We start from the raw sequence: 15,999 nt of genomic DNA on the forward strand, positions 1-15,999 counted from the left end.
GCTTGGTGAATATTGACAACGCACCTTAGACAGCATATGCTGCTTTCAGATCGACCGCGAGGAACGGTGTAGCCTGTCGTCCATTCACACCTCAATGACACACTGAACTGGCAACCTTCTACGCTCCGCGATGCGTGTGTCGCGGTGTTTGGAGTGCGGCAGCCATGCTGCCGCAGCAGCCGTGCTTTGGACCAGGCGCGTGTCACGCTGTTGACCCTGCTGGTCACGGGTAAGACAAAGATATACCATTCGTAGCCTCCGCTTCCGTCGGCAACCGTATGTTGGCTGTGTATAAGAGGAATCACCGGCAGGCTACCCAACATACTCACGATGCTGTGTAAGGGTAGTGCGGTCTCGGTCACCGCTGGAGGTGGATATGGAGTGTCGCGTTGGTTGTGGCGCATGTTGTATTGCACCTTCAATCTCGTCACCAATTCCTGGGATGCCGAATGGTAAACCGGCTGGTGTGCGCTGTGTGCAGTTGACTGCTGATAACCGGTGCGCACTGTACGGCAAACCAGAACGTCCGGCGGTATGTGTGAGCCTGCGGCCACACCCCGATATGTGTGGCCGTAGCGCTCAAGAGGCGCTGCGGTTACTGACGGCGCTCGAATTGATAACCCAACCTGAAAAATAACTGAAATGTTATCTGGATCGGTCGTAAGTTGCAACTCAATAGGCCGAATTTGCGTTATTATTGCAGAGAAGAGATCGTGGCTACCCCCTCACATGGAAAGATTCTTGTAACAAAATTGGGGTATGATACATGTGAGGATCAGGTAGACGATCAACGCACACCGCAGTGCGCTCTACCGGGTCCAGGATTCTCTATGTATGGGTGTCGAGGCGGGCCGGAACCATACCAGCTACGGTAGACCGGATCGACATCCCAGGAAAGGAAGCCGCAGTGACTGACTTCGATCTGGAACGTTTGAGCATCCCTGAGCTCGAACGGCTGCGGGACGCAATCAATCAGCGCCTGCTCCAACTGCGTTACAGTACGCCGCGTTCGTTGCCAGAACTGTTACGCATGCTGGAGGAGGTTAAGATTATCCTGAGTGATCAGGGTAAGGAATGGCGTTCGCTCGAGCGCTGGCAATGGATGGACGGTCAGATTCGCTTCTGGCTCAACCCTGCCGATCAGGTACGTTATCGAGCAGGATGGTATACAATCGAAGAATTAATCCTCTGGTCGCAGGATCGTGGTCCAGTGCTCGTTCCGCAAGAAGAGGAAGAGGAAGATCTCGAAGGATGGACGGAGATCAATGGTGTTCGCATTCGCTGGTTGCCTGATGGTACAATGGAGCGCCAGTGATCGAGCGGCCTGATGCTGCCTGTCCCGAAGCCGTCCATTGGTTTTGCTGTCAGAGCGCAGCGACGGTACAATTCGATACTCTACGCTGCGCTCAGTTGGACATTGTTGTCAATCTTTTAAAGCCCTAGCCAGTGTGTAAGCACTGGTGCCAGTAATGATGTCATTGCGCCATTAAGCCCCATTGCCAGGCCAGCCAGTGCACCGGCTTCGCTGCTGAATTGTAACGACCGGGCAGTACCGAGGCCGTGTGAGGCAAGGCCAAGTGCGAAGCCACGTTCACTATCGTCGCGAACTCCGACCAGCCCCAGTAGCTCCCAGCCCAAGAGCGCCCCTACCATCCCGGTGACGATGACAATCACCGCTGTCAGCGATGGCAGTCCACCCAACTGCTCGGCGATGCCCATTGCAATGGGCGTCGTGATCGATTTGGGAGCCAATGAACGTAGAGTTACGTCTGATAACCCGAAAAGCCTTCCGCTCAATACTGCCACTACGATCCCGGTTGCTGAGCCAACGACCAGCCCGGTCAGGGCCGGCCAGAAGATTCTGCGGAGCGTTCGTTCCGCTTCGTAGAGCGGGATCGCCAGCGCGACTGTTGCTGGCCCTAGCAGAAAGTGAACAAATTGCGCTCCGTCAAAATAGATTGCGTAGGGGGTGTCGGTCAGAAGCAGAATCATTACTATCGTTACAATTGACAGTAAAACTGGATTCACCAACGGAGATGAACCGAGGCGACGACTGATCGCTGTCATCAGGCGATAGACGGCAATCGTCGCCGTTAGCCAGAGCAATGGGGTTTGCGCCAGGTAGACCCAAATTGAGAAGATGCGTTCATCCATGATAGTCTAACCCTTTCGCTTGTGCAGAAGGCGAATGGTCAAACCGGTGATTAACAGCGTTACCATCGTTGAGACAACAATCGCCGCAAGAAGTGGTGCCCCCTCGCGACTAAGTAATGGCAGATGGACGATCACGCCTACACCGGCAGGAACAAACAGTAGCGGCAGATGGGCCAAAATGCTGTGAGCAGTTGTTTCAAGTGGTGCTGGTACCTTGCCTTGCCAGCGTAATATGGTGAATAAGAGGAGCATGCCAACGACCGGGCCGGGAACCGGTAGATTAAGCGCACGACTCACGACTTCGCCGATAAGCTGGCAAATCAACAGTCCCAAAATAGCATCGACCATGATAGATACCTCCCTGCTACAACGACAATCACAAACCCTGACCACTTCGTTTGCGATCCCTACTATAATAGAAGGCGGAGGACGCACCCATACTGGCGTCCAGGAGGAGTTATGACAAAACCGATTGTGGCCATTGTTGGCCGCCCAAACGTTGGTAAATCGACATTTTTCAACCGCTTGATTGGTGAGCGGCGCGCGATTGTCGAGGACCTGCCCGGCACAACACGCGACCGTCTCTATGGTGATACCTTTTGGAATGGACGCGAGTTCACTGTCGTCGATACGGCAGGTGTCCTCTTCGGTGGTGAAGACCCAAACTTGCCTGAAGCCGAGATTGCCCGTCGTACCCGTGCTCAGGCTGAACACGCGATTGCTGAGGCAGACGCGATCATCTTTATGGTTGACGGTCGTGACGGCTTGACTGCCGCTGATGCCGATGTAGCCGACGTGTTACGCACCACGTCGAAACCGGTTGTGCTGGCCGTCAACAAGTGTGACAGTCAGGAACGCATGCTCGATGCAGTTGAGTTTTATGCGCTCAATCTTGGCGACCCGATCCCGATGAGCGCATTTCATGGTCTGGGAACGGGGGATGTACTCGACCGCCTGACCGAGTATCTGCCGCCAAAGACCTTTGCTGAAGAGGAAGAGCGCCATCTACGGATTGCCATTGTCGGTCGACCAAATGTAGGCAAGTCTTCGCTGCTGAACCGTTTGCTCGGTCAAGAGCGCAGTGTAGTAAGCTCGATTCCAGGTACTACGCGCGATCCTATCGATACCACCATTACCTATCACGGTGAACCGATCACACTGATCGATACTGCCGGTATTCGGCGGGCCGGAAAGATCGAGCGTGGTATTGAGAAATATAGCGTGCTGCGCACATTGCGAGCAATTGAACGATGCGACGTAGCGCTGCTGCTGATCGATGCGACCGAAGGGGTAACAGCCCAGGATACCCATATTGCCGGCATGGTGGTTGAGGCCAAGAAAGGCTTGATCCTGGTCGTCAATAAGTGGGACGCTATCGAGAAAGACTCGCATACCTACTACGCATTCCAGGATCAGGTTCGCGAGGCATTTAAGTTTGTTGATTATGCACCGATTGTTTTTGTGTCGGCATTGACCGGCCAGCGCGTCTCGCACCTGCTCGACTATGCGCACGAAGTGTATGTCCAGCGGCAGAAGCGAGTGCCAACCAGCGAGTTGAACAACTTCTTGCGGGAAGTGATGTTGCAACAGCCACCGATGGCTGTCAAGAAGGGAGCACATCTGCGCCTGTACTATGCAGTGCAACCACAAACTGAGCCGCCGGTTTTTCTGTTTTTTGCCAACGATGGTGAGTTAGTCCACTGGTCGTATGCTCGCTACCTCGAAAATCGTCTGCGCGAACGTTATGGTTTTCAGGGCACGCCAATCGTGATCGTGTTCCGTTCGCGTGAACGAAAAGAGGAGCGTTGAACGTTGCTTCTACAGGCTTGTATCCGCTCATGATCATTGCTTAACGTCTATTGCAAGGCGGCATGTTGTTGATCGTTGCAGGTCAACACGGCTGCCTTTCTTGTTGCAGGAGGATTGTGACAATGCATATTACCGACATCTGGCCGGGTCTACCATATCCGCTTGGCGCGACGTGGGACGGTGAGGGGGTGAACTTCGCTATCTTCTCAGCCCATGCCACGTGCGTCGAGTTGTGTCTATTTGATAGTCCAACGGCGCCTCGTGAAGCGGTACGTATTGCCTTACCAGAACGCACCGATGATGTCTGGCACGGCTACATTCCCGGTTTGCGACCTGGTCAGCTCTACGGTTATCGCGTCCACGGCCCGTATCTGCCACAACAGGGGCATCGCTTTAATCCACATAAACTGTTGATCGATCCTTACGCCCGTGCTCTTTGCGGCGAATTGACCTGGGATAAGGCAAACTATGGCTACCGCGTTGATAGTCCATACGGTGATCTGACCATCGGTAAGCGGGATAGCGCACCGTATATCCCACGTTCGGTAGTTATCGATCCCACTTTCGATTGGGGCGATGATTGCCATCCCAATATTCCTTTGGCCGACTCGGTTATCTACGAGCTGCATGTCAAAGGCTTCACCAAGCTTCACCCAGAAGTACCCGAAAACCTGCGTGGCACCTACGCCGGTCTGGCATCGCCGGCAGTGATTGACTATCTCAAGCAGTTAGGGGTGACAGCAGTTGAACTCTTGCCGGTTCATGCCTTCATTACCGATCAGTTCCTGGCTGATCGTGGTCTGACCAACTATTGGGGGTATCAGCCGATCAACTATTTCGGCCCGGAGCCACGCTATGCCAGTCAGTCCGATCCGCAGGCACAGGTGAATGAGTTCAAGACAATGGTTAAGGCACTCCACGCCGCCGGGATTGAAGTCATTATCGACGTGGTCTACAACCATACCGGTGAAGGTAATCACCTGGGGCCAACACTGAGCTTTCGCGGGATTGACAACGTGGCCTATTACCGCCTCGTTCCCGATCAACCGCGTTACTACCTTGACGATACCGGTACCGGTAATAGCCTTGACTTGAACCATCCACGCACGCTTCAGTTAGTGCTCGACTCATTGCGTTATTGGGTCACCGAGATGCATGTTGATGGGTTCCGGTTTGATCTGGCTCGTACTCTTGCTCGTGGCCCGGCCGGTTCTGATCTGCCCAGCCCCTTCTTCACGGTTGTTCGTCAGGACCCAGTCCTCTCGCGGGTGAAACTGATCGCCGAACCGTGGGATGTTGGTTTTGATGGCTATTGGGTAGGGCGCTTTCCGGCACCCTGGGCAGAATGGAATGGTCGCTATCGCGATACTGTGCGCTGTTTCTGGAAAGGCGATCCTGGCCAGGCCGCCGATTTTGCTTCGCGTTTTATGGGATCAATGGATCTCTACCACCACAATGGCCGTCGTCCATACCATTCCATTAATTTCGTGACGGCGCACGATGGCTTCACCTTGCGCGATCTGGTGTCGTACAACGAAAAGCATAATGAAGCCAACGGTGAAGATAATCGTGATGGCGATAACCACAACAACTCGTGGAATTGTGGGGTAGAGGGCCCAACCGACGACCCCGACATTCGAGCGTTGCGGCTGCGGCAAATGATGAACTTTATCGCTACGCTCTTTCTGTCACAGGGCACACCAATGTTACTGGCCGGTGATGAGCGTGGGCGTACCCAACAAGGAAATAACAACGCTTATTGTCAGGATAACCCGATCTCGTGGGTTGACTGGCAATCCGACTCAGAAGCCGAGGTGTTACTTGCGTTTACTCAACGCCTGCTCGGCTTTCGTCGTGAACATCCGGTATTGCGTCGCCGCCGCTTCTTCGTTGGCCATCTCGGTAACGCCGAATACGATGTTGAATGGCTCAGTCCTGATGGTCAGGAGGTTAGTCCAGAGTTATGGCAACATTCTGAATTACGGTGTATCGGCGTCTTACTCAATGGTGCGGTTATCGATGATCGCAACGAACGTGGCGCATCAATGCGTGATGACGTGTTACTGGTATTGATCAATGCTGGTGATGAGCCGGTACCATTCATTCTGCCCGACTGGCCGGATGATGCAAGCTGGCATGTAGTTATCGATACAGCCCGGCCTGAACTTTCAACACCTCTACCGGTAACCGATCAGATGTACCACATCCAACCGCGTGCCCTGGCAGTCTTGATTGAAAAGGTGTCTGCTGTGCCGCCGGTACAGATCGAGCCGGCAGCGAAATAGCTAATTTGCTTCCTGGTAGCACTTCCGTAAGACCAATTCGTATACTAATATATAGTATCCACACTGTGTGCGGCAGGTGCACTGCCGCACTTTCCTGGAATAATAGTGGTCGTGGTGCAGCCATGCCGGCAGGTGGAGATACATCTTTTGCGATCCTGTGCAAGCAACATATGGCATCCTGGCTTCGTCAGGCCGTGTGTGATGTCGCACTGATATGCTACTGGTGCTATCAGATAAGTGATGGAACGGTACTTGCCATTCTGTACGAGAAATCATGCCACGGAGCGTCAAGTGATCGAACCTCCTCTTCACCCTCAGAAACAACAGCTAGATGTTTCTGACCAACTGGCGGCCCTGCAGGCAGAAGTGAGTCATTTGCGGTTACAGAATCACTTCCTGCGCACGGTGGTCGACGAAATGACCAGCGGTGTGATTGTGGCTGATGCGCAACCCGATTACCCTATCACCTTCGTCAACGGGGCTTTCTGCACTATCACCGGTTATGCTCCAGAAGAGGTGATTGGTCGTCATTGTCTCTTCTTGCAGGGGCCAGGTACTGATCAGGCTGCCGTGACCCGCATCCGTGAAGCCATTGCTGCCGCTCGTCCTGTTCACGAACGTCTGCTTAACTATCGCAAAGATGGTCAGGCTTTCTGGAATCAGATCACGATCAGCCCGGTTCGTGATGACCAGGGGCGGGTGACGGCTTTCATCAGCGTGCAAACAGACGTGACGGCACAAGTGCTGGTTGAGCATGAACAGTTGTTACGTGCAGTGGGGAAGATGGCCCAGATCGGGGGATGGGAGCTTGATCTGGTCACGCAACGCATGGTCTGGTCGGAAGAGATGTTTGCGATCCATGAGTTGCCGATAGGTGATCCTCCGGCACCGGACGTGGCTTTATGGTTTTATCCCCCGGAAGTGCATCATATCGTGCGCGAAGCCTTTGAACGCTGTCTCGCAACCGGTGCCGAATGGGATATTGAATTGCCGTTTCGTACCGCACGTGGTCAGTCCCGTTGGGTACGCTCTATTGGTCAGCCGGTCTGGGAAGATGGTCAGATCCGTAAACTACGGGGTACGTTTCAAGATATTACTCGCAGCAAAGAGAACGAACTGGCACTGCGGGCAAGTGAGCAGCGGTATCGCATGCTGGCCGATATGTTGCCGGGCACTGTCGTGTTCATGTTCGATACCAGCCTGCGCCTGACACTGGTTGCCGGGGCCGATCTCAAGCGGCTTGGAATCGATGCAGCCCAATTTGAAGGTCAGTGTCTGACCGATCTCTTCGATGAACCTCATCGCTCGGCATTACTGCCGCTCTGTTATCAGGCTCTTCTTGGCCAATCATCACGCATCGACTACACATTTCGTGAGGAAATCTTTGACACCTCGATTATGCCGATTGAACGTGCTTCTGGTCAGATAAGCGGTGGTTTGATTGTGGGCCGTAATATCACGGCAGAGCGGCAGATTACCGCCGATCTTTTGCGGGCGAAAGAGGCTGCGGAACGGACCGAACGAGCACAGTCGGCGTTTTTGTCAGCAATCAGCCATGAAATTCGCACACCGCTCAATGCGGTGATCGCCAGCGCTGAACTGCTGCTAAACGACACCTTAACCCCGTCTCAACGCTCATTGATCGAAACGGTCCGGGTTGGTGGTGAGGCACTACTGGCGCTGGTGAATAACGTGCTCGATCTCTCGAAGATCGAAGCAGGGCGGGTGGACATTGCTGCCGAACCAACCGATGTGCGCACTATCGTTCACGCAGTGCTTGCTCTGTTCAAGCGAGAAGCTGATCAGAAAGGTCTCTTGATCGAAACCGTGATTGATCCACACCTGCCGGTACGCATCGTCAGTGATCCGGCTCGTTTGCGTCAGATATTGATGAATCTGGTGAGTAATGCGATCAAGTTCACTGACCACGGTGGTATTCTGATCATGGCCAATGTCATTGGGATGGCTACTGATCAACCCCTGGTGGAAATTGCAGTTCGAGATACCGGTACCAGTATCGCGCCCCAACAGCGTAGCCGCCTGCTTCAGCCCTTCACTTACATTGATGATGATCAGACCCGACAAAGCGGGGTTGGCTTAGAGCTGGCAATCAGTGCTCAGTTGGCACGTTTGATGGGCGGTGAATTGACGGTTTCCGGTCAGCCGGGTCAGGGATCAACGTTCACGGTAACGCTGCCTCTTCAGCCGGTAGAGTACTCACCATCGGTGACCATAGGACAGCCGGTAGCGAGCGGGCAATCGGCAGTCCTGCGTGTGCTGGTGGCCGAAGACAATGAAATTAATCAGCAGGTGGTGCTGCGTCTCCTTCAGGCGCTGGGACATCAGGTTACCATCGTAGCCAATGGTGTTGAGGCCGTGCAGAAAGTGCAGCAACAATCATTTGATGCCATCTTGATGGATATCCAGATGCCGGAGATGGATGGGGAAGAGGCTACGCGCCGGATTCGGGCATTGGGTAACCAGATTCAGCAACCGCGCATTATTGCCCTGACGGCGTATGCATTAGCCGGTGTACGCGAACGTTGCCTGGCAGCCGGGATGAATGGTTTTCTTACTAAACCGGTACGTCTGCAAGATTTACGCAATGCGTTGTCTGCCACCCCTGTGCCATCCCAACCGTCACCGGTCAATACCTGGCAGACTGATCCCGTCATCGACTGGACAGTATTTGGTGAACTATTGACAGCTCTCGGTGATCAGCAACCTGAGATCGTGATCAGAACCCTGACGCTCATTCAACACGAATTTCAACAGCAACTTGACCAACTGCGTGTTGCGATAGGGTGTGGTGATGTCGAACGGGTGCAACGACTGGCCCATCGGCTTAAAGGCAGTGCTCGCCAAATCGGAGCAGTACGGGTAGCACATGCGGCCAAGGCTCTTGAACATGCAGCAATGGCACGGATGCAGCTCGAACCGCTTTTTGATGCACTGCAATACTCGGTTACCGAGACGCTCAAACTATTTGCGGAAAGCCAGGGCCGACATGAAAATCACCGTTGACAGTTATCGGCCACTGTGTTACCGTAGAATCATCCTGGCCAACAATTTGCTGACAGAGAAGTCAACTGCATACCGTCAGGAGGAGTAGGCAATGGCGAAGAAGATTCTCTTTCTCGTTGGCGACTATGTCGAAGATTACGAGGTGATGGTACCATTCCAGGCCCTGGCTGCACTTGGTTATCAGGTTCACGCAGTCTGTCCGGGGAAGAAGGCGGGAGAGTTCGTGCGGACAGCGGTACACGATTTTGAAGGCGATCAGACCTACAGCGAAAAGCGTGGTCACAACTTTACCCTGAATTACTCCTTTGATGAAGTTAATGAGCACGAGTACGATGCGCTGGTTATTCCCGGTGGTCGTGCGCCAGAGTACATCCGGCTTAATCCACGGGTGCTTGAAATCACCCGTCACTTCTTTACCGCAAACAAACCGGTAGCTGCTATCTGCCACGGTCTTCAGGTACTGGCTGCCGCTGGGGTGCTTAACGGTCGCCGCTGCACCGCTTATGCGGCAGTAGGCCCAGATCTGCCACTGATCGGGGCGGAGTACCACGAATTACCTGCCGATCAAGCAATTACTGACGGCAACCTGGTCACGGCACCGGCCTGGCCGGCTCACCCGGCGTGGCTGGCGCAGTTTCTCAAGGTACTCGGTGCAAAGATCGAGATTGAACCACAGACGGAAGCGGTAACGGCATAACATCTACGGCGTGCGCTAACTGTTATGGTGAGTAGCACAGGCTAATGCCTGTGCTACTTCGTCAACGGAACTCTACGGGGAGTAACTTCGTCTAACGAAAGACGTATTAACTAAAGACGTACTAACTTAAGTTGCCATCTATACTGTGAGCAGGCCACGGAGGCTGACTGCCAGGATGAACAGCACGAAGTTGTACTCAATACCGGGTGGTGTAACTGCATAACGATAACGATGCGGGGAGTAGCCAGTTCCTATGGACGTGCTACCTCAAGGCTCAAGGTAGCAGTTTGAGTTATACCTGTCCTCTGTGTCTCTGTGGTGACAAAGGTGGCAACTTGGGTTACGATTTCGCCTTGCCAGCGGCGGTTGTTCCCGGTACAATGCCAGTATGATCATCCATCACGAGATTGCCTATGCCGTATGTCTCTTTTATCTACCCTGAAGCACTCTGGTTGTTACTGATACCAGCTGGGATGGTGGTGCTTGCGCTGCTGTCCCCACACCGGTTGTCGCCAGTGCGATTCTGGGGTAGTCTTGCTGTGCGTACTATCATTGCGGTAGTGCTGGTCTTTGCCTTTGCCGGTATTCAGTTTGTGCGACCGGTAAATCGGCTAACGACCGTCTTTCTCCTCGACGGCAGTGATTCGATGCCGGCTTCAACCCGTGCCCAGGCAGAGGCATTTATTCGCGATGCGTTGCAAACGATGCCCGCCGATGATCAGGCGGCAATCATCGTGTTTGGCGATAATGCACTGGTTGAACGTGCCCCCGAAAGTGATCCCCGGTTAGGGCGAATTACGTCTATCCCAATCACCAATCGCACCAATATCGAGGCCGCTATTCAGCTCGGTCTGGCGCTGTTTCCCGCCGATACGCAAAAGCGACTGGTTCTCCTCTCGGACGGTGGAGAGACCAGTGGGCGTGCAATTGATGCTGCCCGGTTGGCTGCCAGTCGTGGTATCCCTATCGATATTGTCGATCTCACGTTAGTCGATGCTGATGCTGAAGCGTTGATTGCCAGTGTTGACGCACCGAATAACGTGCGTGATGGGCAAGAAGCGCTGATTGTAGCGAATGTTGAGAGTAATGTTGCCCAAGCGGCGGTTGTACGTCTAATCGATGACCTGGGGGTTATTGACGAACGCACCCTTGAATTAACGCCGGGGACGACGCGAGTCGAGTTTCTGGTACCGGTTGAAGGCAGTGGTTTTCGGCGCTATCGAGTACAGGTTGAGGCTAGCCGTGATGGTCGCGTGCAAAATAATGAAGCTGCCGCTCTAATCCGTGTGCAGGGTCCACCGCGTATTCTGCTCGTTGCTCAAGCTGCTGCCGATGCTCGTCCCTTGATGACTGCACTTACCGCTACCGGCATTATTGCTGAACTGGTATCACCCGAAGCTGCACCCCGCACACTGGCCGATCTCAGTACCTACGATGCGCTGGTGCTGGTGAATACGCCGGCACGGATGTTACCGGTTGGTCTAATGCAGGCCATTCCCGGTTATGTGCGCGATCTGGGTCGTGGCTTGTTAATGATTGGTGGCGAAGACAGCTTTGGTGTTGGTGGGTATGGTCGGACTGCGGTTGAAGAGGCGTTACCGGTGTACATGGACGTGCGTAACCGTGAGTTGCGTCCCAACCTGGCGATTGTCTTTGTGATTGATAAGTCAGGATCGATGGACGCCTGCCACTGTGCCGATCCTGATCGTGGTGCGCCGATCACATCTTCTTCCGAACGTAAGATCGATATTGCCAAAGATGCGGTTGTGCAGGCTGCTGCCTTGCTTGGCCCGCAAGATACTGTTGGTATCGTGACGTTCGATGGTGCAGCATCTGCAACCTTTCCGGCTACACGCGGGGCTACGGTCGAACAGGTGATGGATGCAGTCAGTGGTGTTGAACCGCGTGGGCCAACTAACGTTCGCGCCGGGTTGCTGCGGGCCGAAGAGATGTTGCAGCAGGTCGATGCCCGGATCAAACACATGATCCTGCTCTCCGATGGGTGGGGAAGTGGTGGCGAACAGCTTGATCTGGCAGCGCGCTTGCGCGAACAAGGCATTACCCTGACCGTGGTCGCTGCCGGGAGTGGCTCGGCAGCCTATCTGAAACAACTGGCTGCTGAAGGTGGTGGCCGGTATTATCCGGCTGCGGATATGGCCGAGGTGCCACAAATCTTCGTTCAGGAAACCATTACCGCGATTGGGAATTATATCGTTGAACAGCCATTTGTGCCGGTACGGTATAGCAATAGTCCGATTCTGGCCGGTATCAATGCCACTCCCCCGTTGTATGGCTACAATGGCAGCACGTTGAAAGATACTGCGCAGTTACTGTTGGCTACTGAAGATCAACAACCAATCCTGGCAACCTGGCAATTTGGCCTGGGGCGAAGTGCAGCCTGGTTGAGTGACACCAAGGGGAAGTGGGCACGTGACTGGATCATGTGGGAAGGCTTTCCGCGTTTTGCTGCCCAACTGGTTGGTGATTTGACGCCACGGGGTGGGCAGAATGTCAATACGGAAGTCTCTGTTGTTGGTGGCGAGACGGTGATTCGTCTGGTCACAGCCACGGCTCAGAATGACTTAACCGTTGTTGCCACCCTGATCGGTGGCGATGGCTCGCGGCGTGAAGTGCCGCTTATGCAGGTGGCTCCGCATCAATATCAGGCGCGATTGGCAAGCCCCGCTCCGGGAACCTACCTGGTGCAGATTGCCGGTACCAGCGCTGATCGCGTGGTGGTGCAAGAGACTGCCGGTATGGTAGTACCCTACTCGTCAGAATATCGTAGTGCGCAAGCCAATCCTGGTTTGCTGGCGGAACTGGCTGCGACGACCAATGGTCGGTTGTTGAATGAACCGGCAGATGTCTTCGACCGTTTGAGCCACGTCTTTTCGGCGCAGGAGGTGGCGTTGCCACTCCTCTGGCTAGCCCTGATGTTGTTACCGCTTGACATTGCCTTGCGGCGGTTGATGTTGCGGCAGAGCGATTTCGGTGTCCTGGGTTCGCTTGCCAGCCGATTGCGACCGGCAGGTGCGACGCCAGTCACACCTGATCCGGTGCTCAGCCGGTTACGGGCAGCCCGTGATCAGGTTCGCCAACAGATAGCCGGTGAGCGGATTCAGGTACCACCAACCGAAACAGCATCATCGGCGCCACAACCACCACCTGCACCGTCGTCAACTGATGATGCTCTGAGCAGGTTACGTGCGGCCAAAGAGCGAGCACGCCGGCAAATTACCGGTGAGGGAGACAGGTAAGTGATGGGTACAGTTGCGCATGAACCATCTACTGATACCTTTCAGTCCTGGCTTGGTCGCCTACTGCTGGCACTCATCATCGGTTGTCTGGTTGGTGTTCTTGCCTATCTGACGGTACGTGCAGTAGGATCGGTCTGGCTCTTGCTGAACCAGCAAGAGCTTATTAATGTCACCCGCCAGGCATTGCAGCAAGGGGTAATGGGGCTGGCCGACACTAATCTGCGAGCTCTCCGCCTGGCCGCCGAAGCGCAGCAGTATCACATTTCTGAGGTAAGTACCTGGTTTGGTTTCGGGACGGGACTCAGTGCGGCGATTATTGCCTTCGTCCGCCTGGAAAGTCAGCAGGGGTAGAGACAGGTTGCCGGCTGAACTCATCAGTAGCGGGAACACACCGAGTCAGCTCAGTGTTCCCGCTTTCACTTTTCAGGTATCGAGGTTTACCGGTGAGTGACGTTATCTGTCATCTACTCATCTCACCCTCTCGCTGCCAGAGCGTTGTCGGCAATTCCAGCACGAACGATGACGGCTGATCGGCATCGGCGCAGACCAGTAAAGCACGCATGGCTCGCGAACAGCCTACGTAAAACAGCCGTCGCTCCTGGGCAATCATTGTGTCGCGCTCTTCCGCCGGTAAATGATCGTAGTTGTGCGGCAGATGGTCTTGAGCTAACCGCATCACCGCCACAAACGGAAATTCCAACCCCTTTGCTGAATGGATCGTCAATACTTTGACAACCGGTTTGCGCAAGTCGATCTGCCGCTTTTCCATAAATTCTGCCGGCATCCCAAGTTGTTGCAATTGGGCGCAGATTTGTTGAGCTACTTGTTTGCTATGGCAAAGCACTGCACCAGCGTGTGCGGGTAGTCGCCAGCGGCGAGCGGCAGCAATGAAGAAGCTCCGGATTACCTGTGCCTCTTCTGCGACACTACGACAAAAACGCACTACCGGCAGTGAACCGTGATGAACGGCGCTTACTTCCTGATCACTGTCAGTTGTGTCCAGAATGGATGTACAGGCAGCGGCAATCTCGGCTGTATTGCGATAGTTGCGTCGCAAAACAAAGCTGCGACCACGAACATTCAACTCGCTATCGATCTGTTGCCACGAAAAACCACGTTGATAGAGCGACTGGCTGGCGTCGGCGGTCAGGTACACCGCACGGGGAGACTCAACACAGGCCAACAGGTAACGCAATGCTACCGGTGACAGGTCTTGTGCTTCGTCGATAACAATGGCGCGATACGTTCGTTGAGGTCGCTGTAATGCCAGTTCGAGTGCACGCTGGCGAAGCTGCCCCCAGGTCGTCAATTGCTGGTGCTGGAGCATGCTCTTCCATGTCTCGTAGACTGCCCAGATCGCTTCCCGAATCGGGGGACGTAACGGAAGCTTACGCCCTATCCTTGGTTTGGTCAGATATTCATCACGAATCTGCAACCCCCAATGCTCAATCACACTGGTAAATTCATCGAGCAAATAGGTTTCACCAAGTGTCTGTAACACCTCATACCGTCGCAGTCGTTCGTGCTCGTTTGCCGCAGGCAGGATCATGGTGTGCAGTGCCTCGTGCAGCATCTGGATCATCTGCTCTTCAGTGGCAATCCGCGGTGTACCGTGGGTGGCAGCATACTGGCGAAACATTAACGCATCGACGGTATTGACTTCTACTCCGTTGCTAGTCAGATCGCCTTCAAGTAGACGCTCTAATAACTGTTCCGAATAGGCGGTTAATGTGTTGGTGAAGGTCGTAAATAAGACTGGAGTCATGCCTTGCTGAACAAGGCGTTGCACGCGGTAGAGGGCAACGATTGATTTACCGGTTCCCGGCCCACCCCGTACCAACACGGGACTTTCGAGTGAGGCTGTGACTAGCCGTTGCTGTTCAGGGTCAAGAACCAGCAGAAAATCGGTCAGTTCACCGGCAATAAACCGATCAAGATCGTCTGCTTCAGCGATCAGGTATTGCGGCTGTTGCAACATCTCGTCAACGCTCCGTGGATACAAAATATCGAGCAGCTGTTCAATAACCTTTGGTGGTACCGGCGCGTTTATTAAATCGTCTTCAGTTTGTATCTGTATGAGAGTGACCCAGTACTGTTCTGGGATCAACCAGCGCCGCAAATTAGCGGTAGTCAACTGGTATGGAAGTAGTTGCGATGGACTACCTGTCGTGGCTACGTCAGACGAGAGCTGTCGAGCAGGAGGTAGTGTTGTCTCAGGCTCTGCGGTGAATAGTTCGGTTGCTGAAGCTACTGCAACGGCCTCAGAGAGATCGCTATCGGGCAGGTCAACGTGACCAAAATCGCGCTGATACGTTTGATCATCGCGTTTACGGCTAGCGACCAGCTTGACCCATCCGGTGCCAAATGTATAGATCAGACGGTAGTCACCAATTCTAATTCGATAAATGGAGGTTCTCGATTCTTGAGCTTTTTGGCATCACCCTGGGCTGAAACAGGATCATGCTCAAGGATTTTGACCTTCTGGGTGACCAGTTTTTGAATTTTGCCCGGTAGCCCAAGAAGTTCGTTGAAGAAGGGTGGTGGTGTAATTAGCTGATATTTGGTCATCGGACAATCCTGATGGTTGGACAAAGGGATTGCTCTGAGAAAAAAGCCTCTCTGAAAACTGTTCTTATGATAGCATCTCGAATGAGGTCTGCAAAGGATTTTTTATAAAAAGTCAGGAACCGTACAATGATCGTATTGTGCGGTTCCTGATGTTGATGTCTGAGTTGTGATCAGACGCTTTCAATCATCGTCGTCGTCATCAGGG

At 53.9% G+C, this 15,999-nt stretch carries 12 protein-coding genes; 8 read left to right on the top strand and 4 right to left on the bottom strand.

All coding sequences use genetic code 11. The features are described from left to right. The first annotated feature begins 376 nt into the window (after window positions 1-376). Window positions 377-637: a YkgJ family cysteine cluster protein gene (locus tag VAE57_RS00855; RefSeq protein ID WP_322820027.1), complete on the top strand. Its 261-nt coding sequence runs from the start codon at window positions 377-379 to the stop codon at window positions 635-637. 270 nt (window positions 638-907) lie between these two features. Further along, on the top strand, window positions 908-1,315 hold the full coding sequence (locus tag VAE57_RS00860; protein ID WP_012258955.1) for a hypothetical protein: 408 nt from the start codon (window positions 908-910) through the stop codon (window positions 1,313-1,315). 116 nt (window positions 1,316-1,431) lie between these two features. On the opposite strand, the gene VAE57_RS00865 is transcribed toward VAE57_RS00860, so the two are convergent. Both VAE57_RS00865 and VAE57_RS00870 read right to left on the bottom strand, forming a co-directional pair. After that, entirely contained in the window at window positions 1,432-2,154 is a 723-nt protein-coding gene (locus VAE57_RS00865) for an LrgB family protein (protein WP_322820028.1), read from the bottom strand. 6 nt (window positions 2,155-2,160) lie between these two features. Beyond that, window positions 2,161-2,502: a CidA/LrgA family protein gene (locus VAE57_RS00870; protein WP_322820029.1), complete on the bottom strand. Its 342-nt coding sequence runs from the start codon at window positions 2,500-2,502 to the stop codon at window positions 2,161-2,163. Between the two features lie 111 nt (window positions 2,503-2,613). Between VAE57_RS00870 and der the strand changes: the two genes are divergently transcribed. The 6 genes from der to VAE57_RS00900 all read left to right on the top strand — a co-directional run bounded on the left by der (window position 2,614) and on the right by VAE57_RS00900 (window position 13,577). After that, entirely contained in the window at window positions 2,614-3,963 is a 1,350-nt protein-coding gene (gene der / locus VAE57_RS00875; protein WP_322820030.1) for a ribosome biogenesis GTPase Der, read from the top strand. Window positions 3,964-4,085: 122 nt separating this feature from the next. After that, window positions 4,086-6,248, top strand: coding sequence for a glycogen debranching protein GlgX (glgX, locus tag VAE57_RS00880; protein ID WP_322820037.1), 2,163 nt, complete (start codon window positions 4,086-4,088; stop codon window positions 6,246-6,248). A 291-nt stretch (window positions 6,249-6,539) separates the two neighbouring features. Beyond that, window positions 6,540-9,272 (top strand): PAS domain-containing protein, encoded by a 2,733-nt coding sequence (locus VAE57_RS00885; RefSeq protein ID WP_322820031.1) that lies wholly within the window; start codon window positions 6,540-6,542, stop codon window positions 9,270-9,272. A gap of 91 nt (window positions 9,273-9,363) precedes the next feature. Continuing rightward, a complete protein-coding gene (locus VAE57_RS00890) occupies window positions 9,364-9,969 on the top strand; it encodes a DJ-1/PfpI family protein (protein WP_322820032.1) in 606 nt (201 codons plus the stop codon). A 413-nt stretch (window positions 9,970-10,382) separates the two neighbouring features. Further along, the gene (locus VAE57_RS00895) at window positions 10,383-13,226 is read left to right on the top strand and encodes a VWA domain-containing protein (protein WP_322820033.1); all 2,844 of its coding nucleotides are present in this window, start codon (window positions 10,383-10,385) and stop codon (window positions 13,224-13,226) included. Window positions 13,227-13,229: 3 nt separating this feature from the next. Beyond that, window positions 13,230-13,577 (top strand): hypothetical protein, encoded by a 348-nt coding sequence (locus VAE57_RS00900; protein WP_322820038.1) that lies wholly within the window; start codon window positions 13,230-13,232, stop codon window positions 13,575-13,577. A 109-nt stretch (window positions 13,578-13,686) separates the two neighbouring features. Here VAE57_RS00900 and VAE57_RS00905 read toward each other — a convergent pair whose 3' ends face one another. Both VAE57_RS00905 and VAE57_RS00910 read right to left on the bottom strand, forming a co-directional pair. Beyond that, window positions 13,687-15,204, bottom strand: a complete 1,518-nt coding sequence (locus tag VAE57_RS00905; protein WP_322820034.1) for a 3'-5' exonuclease — start codon at window positions 15,202-15,204, stop codon at window positions 13,687-13,689. A 395-nt stretch (window positions 15,205-15,599) separates the two neighbouring features. Further along, window positions 15,600-15,794 (bottom strand): hypothetical protein, encoded by a 195-nt coding sequence (locus VAE57_RS00910; protein ID WP_322820035.1) that lies wholly within the window; start codon window positions 15,792-15,794, stop codon window positions 15,600-15,602. Window positions 15,795-15,999: the final 205 nt, after the last annotated feature.

It is taken from the genome of Chloroflexus sp. (assembly GCF_034434295.1).
In the GTDB taxonomy this organism is placed as follows: domain Bacteria; phylum Chloroflexota; class Chloroflexia; order Chloroflexales; family Chloroflexaceae; genus Chloroflexus.

Coding starts and splice junctions, on each gene's coding strand:
- VAE57_RS00855 (WP_322820027.1), top strand. CDS start 377: ATGGAGTGTCGCGTTGGTTGTGGCGCATGTTGTATTGCACCTTCAATC.
- VAE57_RS00865 (WP_322820028.1), bottom strand. CDS start 2,154: ATGGATGAACGCATCTTCTCAATTTGGGTCTACCTGGCGCAAACCCCA.
- der (WP_322820030.1), top strand. CDS start 2,614: ATGACAAAACCGATTGTGGCCATTGTTGGCCGCCCAAACGTTGGTAAA.
- VAE57_RS00900 (WP_322820038.1), top strand. CDS start 13,230: ATGGGTACAGTTGCGCATGAACCATCTACTGATACCTTTCAGTCCTGG.
- VAE57_RS00895 (WP_322820033.1), top strand. CDS start 10,383: ATGCCGTATGTCTCTTTTATCTACCCTGAAGCACTCTGGTTGTTACTG.
- VAE57_RS00905 (WP_322820034.1), bottom strand. CDS start 15,204: ATGTTGCAACAGCCGCAATACCTGATCGCTGAAGCAGACGATCTTGAT.
- VAE57_RS00870 (WP_322820029.1), bottom strand. CDS start 2,502: ATGGTCGATGCTATTTTGGGACTGTTGATTTGCCAGCTTATCGGCGAA.
- VAE57_RS00910 (WP_322820035.1), bottom strand. CDS start 15,794: ATGACCAAATATCAGCTAATTACACCACCACCCTTCTTCAACGAACTT.
- VAE57_RS00890 (WP_322820032.1), top strand. CDS start 9,364: ATGGCGAAGAAGATTCTCTTTCTCGTTGGCGACTATGTCGAAGATTAC.
- glgX (WP_322820037.1), top strand. CDS start 4,086: ATGCATATTACCGACATCTGGCCGGGTCTACCATATCCGCTTGGCGCG.